This is a genomic window from Pseudoduganella sp. GW821-FHT05F09, from assembly GCF_059419605.1.
In genome coordinates, this window is record NZ_JBWKSD010000021.1 from 1 (window position 1) to 5,924 (window position 5,924).

Annotated in this window: 4 protein-coding genes; 2 read left to right on the top strand and 2 right to left on the bottom strand. The window is 66.2% G+C overall.

Annotated elements, in window-relative coordinates; all coding sequences use genetic code 11:
- Positions 1-242 precede the first annotated feature (242 nt).
- Complete coding sequence (locus AC07S4_RS30300; RefSeq protein WP_494990128.1) at positions 243-1,673, bottom strand: hypothetical protein; 1,431 nt, start codon at positions 1,671-1,673, stop codon at positions 243-245.
- Positions 1,673-2,929: a prohibitin family protein gene (locus AC07S4_RS30305; protein WP_494990125.1), complete on the bottom strand. Its 1,257-nt coding sequence runs from the start codon at positions 2,927-2,929 to the stop codon at positions 1,673-1,675. Before AC07S4_RS30305 ends, AC07S4_RS30300 begins: the two co-directional genes overlap by 1 nt.
- A 172-nt stretch (positions 2,930-3,101) precedes the next feature.
- Here AC07S4_RS30305 and AC07S4_RS30310 point away from each other — a divergent pair, with 172 nt between their 5' ends.
- Both AC07S4_RS30310 and AC07S4_RS30315 read left to right on the top strand, forming a co-directional pair.
- Positions 3,102-3,785 (top strand): response regulator transcription factor, encoded by a 684-nt coding sequence (locus AC07S4_RS30310; RefSeq protein ID WP_494990126.1) that lies wholly within the window; start codon positions 3,102-3,104, stop codon positions 3,783-3,785.
- Positions 3,786-3,787: 2 nt separating this feature from the next.
- A complete protein-coding gene (locus AC07S4_RS30315) occupies positions 3,788-5,842 on the top strand; it encodes a sensor histidine kinase (protein ID WP_494990127.1) in 2,055 nt (684 codons plus the stop codon).
- Positions 5,843-5,924 lie beyond the last annotated feature (82 nt).

Here is a 5,924-nt window from a genome sequence, read left to right on the forward strand (position 1 = left end):
ATAATTTGAGCTAAGAAGCTTGCGCTTCCGGCATCATCATCAAACGCCCACACTTATCGACTGTTAATTTTTAAAGATCTGCTGCGTTTGACAAAGCGTTTTGTTTGTCAGCAGCGAAGAAGAAAGATTATGAGGCTTGTCGTTACTTCCGTCAACCCCCTGCTTCTACTTCTATCCAGCGCTGCGTATGTTCAGCAGCGCGGGGACAGAACTATAGCAAGCCGCTACGCAGCTTGCAAGCCCTAACGCAAAATTATCGTCTGGCGCTTCCAGGCCGGGTCCTGCCACTTGTGGAAAGCGGACAGGAACTCGGGCTTGTCCGCCGCGCGTTCAACTGCCAGCGACGCGATGCCCGCCAGTTCGAAGCTGCGCTTGTATGCGCCGGCACTGCGCACCTCGCGGGCGACCAGCATTTTGTCCGTCCCCGGCACCCAGCCTGCAAATTCGGCATAGCCTATGTCCGGTTCGCTGCTTCCTGGCGGCAGTACGCCGACTGCCCAGCCTGCTCCTTCTTTGCGGAACACCCATAATTCGCGCCAGCCATCCATAGGCTGCACCGCCAAGGCCAAGACAGTTCCCGCCGCATTCACGCGGGCGGAAGCGTTCCACACTATGCCGTAGGTGCAGCGGCGCAGCAGCGGATTTTCTGCCGTGTGCTTGCCGTCGACCAGCAACACGCAGGTTTCGCCGGGCTGGCCCGGCACGCTGGCTATTGCAAGCCCTGCGGATGCGGCGGCCTTCGGCGCCGGCTCCAAAGCCCAGCGCACTGCGCCCAGCCTGATCGCCGCCTCCCCATACGCGGCGCCGTCCTCCTCCGCGAGCTCGACCTTGTTCACACCGGCGAGCGCCTCCAGCGCGAGGTTCGCGGCAGCGGGAGCATCCACGCCCTTGCGCGCACGCTGGAAGGCAATCGCGGACCACACCGATGCGCGCCGCATGCGCAAGCGGTTCTGCACGTATTCCGGCAACCCTTCCACCGGAACGCTATCCAGCACGCCGGCGCGCCAAACATCATGCGCCGCGCGCTGCGTTACGCCCGGCGCCGGGTCTATGCACGCAGCCTTGGTCAGGGCCAGTGCAGCATTGGCGCGCTGGATCGGCGTGACACGCGGTGGTGCCATCCCCATCACGCGCCGGTACGCGTCGCCGTCATAGCACAGGCGGACTTGGCCATCCTGCTCCACACTTCGCAGCACCACACCGTATTGGGCCACCACCTCCAAGTGCGCCGACGTCGCCAGTTCCACCTGCGGTGTTTGCCTGGATGAGGCGCGCTGCGCCAGGCGCTCCGCCATGGCGCCCAGCGCATCGAATGGCTCGCCGCCGATGGTGTCCGCCGGCGCCGCTTTCAGATAGGCCGCCGTGTACGCGATGCCCAGCGCTTCGCTGCCCGGCGTATCGCGCAGAAAGCGCACCACCGACAGCAATGCCGGCGCATCGGCAGGCGCATCGCCCAGCATGCGCACCCGCGATGCGCGGATATAACCTGCCCGCTCGCGCCTGTGGTCATACACTTGCAGGAAATCCTGGCGCTGCCCGCGCACCTCCAGCACATCGCCCTGCCAGAGCACCGCCTGCTGCTGGGCCGTATCGCGCGCGGCGGCGCGCAGCGGAACCTGGTCCTGCACCACCACGGCCAGCGCGGCCGCCGCAACCACACTCGCGAGCATGATCAGTTCCCCCGGCCGTTGACAGCCACGGTCTCGCGCGCGGGATTGCGCTGGCCAAGCAGCGCGGAGCCGATAAAGCCGCCGTCGGCCGGCGGCGCCGCGATGATCACCTGCACCTTGTCGGACAGCTTGTCCGCCATGGTCTTCTGGATCAGCAGCGGATGCTGGCTCAGCAGCGCGCCTTCACGCTCCATCTGCGCACTGCTGGCCTTGCCCAGCGCGTCCTGGCGGTAAGCCTCCGCATCCGCCAGCTTGCGGCGCGACTCCGCCTCGCCGGTCGCTTCGATTACCCGCGCCTGCGCATTGCCTTCGGACGTCTTGATGCGCGCCGCCTTCTCGGCCTCCGCCTCCAGCCTGCGCTGCTCCACTTGCTTCTGCTTGAAGGGCAGCACATGCCGCATCGCTTCCTCCTGCGCCCTCGCCGCGATCACCTGCTCGGATGCCGCAGCTTCAGCCTGCTTCTCGCGCCGCACCTTTTCCGCATCCGCCTCCAGCGCCGACTGCTTGACCTGCTTTTCCTTCAGTTCCAGGGTATAGCGCATCTTTTCCGATTCCAGCTCCTCGGCCAGCAGCTTCTCCATGCCCGCCTTGAAGTCTTCCGGCAGCTCCACCTTGCCTATGGTGACGGAACGCAGCAGGATGCCGTCGGCCGCCAGCTTGGGCTTCAGCTGCGTTTCAATAGCCGCCTGGATCTCGGCCCGTTTGGTCGAGAAGATTTCGCGCACGGTATAGCGCGTAAAGACCTGATAGATCACGCCCTGCACCGATGGTCCCACGACATCGCCCTGCACGTCGCTGGACAGCTTGCGCGCCAGCTCCGGCAGGCGCGCCTGGTCGTAGGCGTAACGCACCGAGAGGTCGACGCCCAGCGACAGTCCTTCTGCGGACTGGAACGGCGCCTCGCCGCTGCGCGCCGCCCGGTAGGTCTGGTCGCGCAAGGGGAAGCGGCGCAGCGTATGCAGTCCCGGCACAACCACGGCCAGCCCCTCGCCCAGCTGGGTACTGGCGCCGGTCCACTGGTTCAGGCGCACCGCGCCGTCGCCGCGCGCCACCGGCTGCACCGGAGGATGCGCGTAGATGCCATACGCGAGCGCGCCCGCCGCCGCCAGCAGCGCCAGCCTGGCTGCTAGGCCGGGCTTGGACAGGGCTTGGGCGCCATGGCCAAACGCGCGGCCAACTGTCTTGCCAACTGTGCGCCTGAACGCGCCTCGTATCGCCAATGCCATCGTCCTTGCAGCGGCAGCGGCCCGGTTCGTCATGATGCTCTCCTCGTGGTGGTGGTGGAATGGCATCCATAGTGCGGCGCTACGCCAGGAGCATTCAATGCCGCCGCCGCGCCGCTTTGCTCACCGCTGTGAAGAAACGCTCACAGCGGGCGGTATGACTTTTCAGCCAAAACAAGGGATACTCTCTGCCATGATCCAGAGGGAGATGCAGGTGTTGCGAGTCGCAGTCATTGAGGACGATGTTCCCACCAGCCGCCAACTGGCGGGCTGGATCGCAGCGGCCAAGCCGGGCATTGCCATCGACCAGTGGTATAGCCGCGACGAGGCCGAGGCGGCCATCGCGCGCGAGAAATACGACTTGGTGGTGCTCGACATTGAACTGGGCCGCGAGCGCCATGCGGGCGTGGCCATCATCAACGCCATCAACAAGCGCCACGGCACGCCTGTGCTGGTGGTGTCGGCCATGCCGGCAACCATCTACCGCTCCATCATGAAGGCGCTGGACGCCTGGGACTATCTGCAAAAAAGCACCTTCGAGGAAGCCGACTTCGTCGACACCTTCCTGGAAATCCTGCGCTCGGCGAAGGAGAGCAAGCAGCCGCCGGCCGACCTGGCGATGGACCCGCTGCGCCAGCGCTCGCCCACCTGGCGCGGCCAGCGCATCAACCTGCCGCTGACGGCGCAGCGCATCCTGGCCGCCCTGTTCGCGCGGCGCGGCCAGGTGGTCAGCTACGACGAGCTGTTCGACGTGGTCAAGAGCGGCCGCAACCGGGACAACATCCGCAAGCACGTCAGCACCATCCGCGACGCCTTCCGCGAAATCGATCCCGCCTTCGCCTGCATAGAAAGCGTGCCGATGCGCGGCTTCCGCTGGACCGATCCCGCCTGAGCATGGCCTGGCCCGTACCCAGCCTGCAGCCCTACCGCCAGCGCATCCTGCTGCGCGCGGCCTTCCTGTCGCTGGCGGCGGCCACGGTGGGATTGGCCATCTCCGTGCTGCAGCAAGAGAAACAGCTCAGCTACCAAAGCTACGCGCAGTCCTTCCGCAAAACGCAGGACCAGCTCGGCGCCACGCTGCGCCATCCCACCGGCCAGCTCGCGCTGCTCAATCCGCCCGCGCCGGCGCAAGGCAGCGCACTGCATCCCCTGCTGCTGCCCTTCCCCGCGCTGGATTTCGACGACCAGTACAAGGTGCAGCAGGCGGTGGCCATGTCCGGCTGCCTGGCCCAGGTTGGCGAGCACGGCTCGGTGTGCGCAGGCATAGGCAACAATCCGTGGGCGGGCGGCTTCATTTATGTGGCGGGCACCTTCGACAGCACCCAGCTGGTGCCGCATCCGAAGCGTGAAGTGAGTGTGGCGCAGTCCCACCGCGTGGTGCTCAAGGTGGCGATGCGCGGAGCGCAGTACCATTGGATCGCGCCGTTCGAGCAGCCCGTGGAAGGCATCGAGTCGCGCGGCGGCATGCAGGGACGGCTGACCGGATTCACCGCCGCCGATGCAGGCCGCCCCAACGCCAGGCCGGTGCGCGACTTTCGCGGCTGGATCTGGCAAAGCCCGGTGTGCACCGATGCGTCCATGGCGCCGGACGATGTGCGCTGCCGGCACAGCACCTTCTTCTCGGTGCGGCTGCCGGTCGGCGTGCTGCAGGACGCCTTGTTCGACAAAGCGCGCCCGGTATGGCCGCCGGAGGATCTCGACAAGATCGGCGTCCATTTGTCGGTACTCGGCCCCGGCGACGGCGCACCTCTGCTCGATACGGCGCGCGACCGCGTGGCGCCGGGCTTCCGGCTGACCGACTTGCGCGCGCAGCTGTTGCCTGGCGAGACGCTGCGCATCAGCAAAACGGGCGGCCCGGAATTGCTGCGCATTGAAGGCGCGGCCGACAGCACGGCAAGCGCCTCGCCGCTGCTGGCGCGGCTGGTGCGCCGCCTGCCGGTGAGCGCGAGCGATGCGCCGCTCACGGGCAGCATCATGATCGCCACGCCGCTCGGCAACTACACGCTGGAACTGCATGGCGACGCGCGCAGCGTGAACCAGAATCTGAGCGTGGTGGCTACGCGCGTGTCCTGGTTTGTCGGCGCCATGCTGGGCGCGCTGCTGCTGGCCTGGCTGGTGGTGGAGGTGGGCATTATCCGCCGCATTACCGTGCTGACCAGGCGCGCGGACAGCGTGGCGCAAACCGTCAAAGGCAGCAGCGAATTGGCGCAGCAGGATTTCAGCGACCTGCGCGGACAGGATGAACTGGGCGTGCTGGCCCGCTGCCTGCAAGACCTGTTGCGCCGCGTGCGCGAAGACGCCGGGCGCGAGGCGATCCGCGCGGAGCAGGAGCGTGATATGTGGCATGCGGTTGGCCACGAAATCATGTCGCCGCTGCAGTCGCTGATGGCGCTGCACGGTGCGGAGGGCAATCAGAGCAAGCGCTATATCGAGCGCATGCAGCAGGCGGTACGGATTTTGTACGGCAATGCCTCGCCCAGCGAAGCCTTCCAGTCCAGCGCCATGCAGCTGGAGGATGTCGACCTGGACGCCTTCCTGCAGTCGGTGGCCGCCAATGCGCCCTGCGCCGGCATTGCCGGCGTGCGCTACGACGGCCCGGGCGCCGCCGTCGTGGTGCGCGCCGACGAGCATGCGCTGGAGGATGTAATCACGCACATCCTTCAGAACGCGGCGCGGCACCGCGAAGCCGGCAGCACCATCCGCATCACGCTGGAAGCAGGCGAGCGCAATGCCGCCGTCGCCATTCACAACCAGGGCATGCCGATCGGAGAGGAATTGCTGGACAAGGTGTTTGAATACGGCGTATCCAGCCAGGACGGCGGCGCGGCGGGCAGCCGGGGCCAGGGCCTGTTTGTCGCCAAGACCTATATGGCCAAGATGGGCGGCACCATCGCCGTGCACAATCTGGCCGGCGGCGTGGCTTTCACGCTCAATTTGCAGAGAAGCTGAATGCGAAAAACCCCGCCAGGATCACCTGACGGGGTTTTTCTATATAACTAGCCTGACGATAACCTACTTTCACACTGGTTGC

What these genes read in the sequence shown, in the direction of transcription:
- AC07S4_RS30305 (WP_494990125.1), bottom strand. Translation starts at nt 2,929, where the DNA reads ATGACGAACCGGGCCGCTGCCGCTGCAAGGACGATGGCATTGGCGATA.
- AC07S4_RS30310 (WP_494990126.1), top strand. Translation starts at nt 3,102, where the DNA reads ATGCAGGTGTTGCGAGTCGCAGTCATTGAGGACGATGTTCCCACCAGC.
- AC07S4_RS30315 (WP_494990127.1), top strand. Translation starts at nt 3,788, where the DNA reads ATGGCCTGGCCCGTACCCAGCCTGCAGCCCTACCGCCAGCGCATCCTG.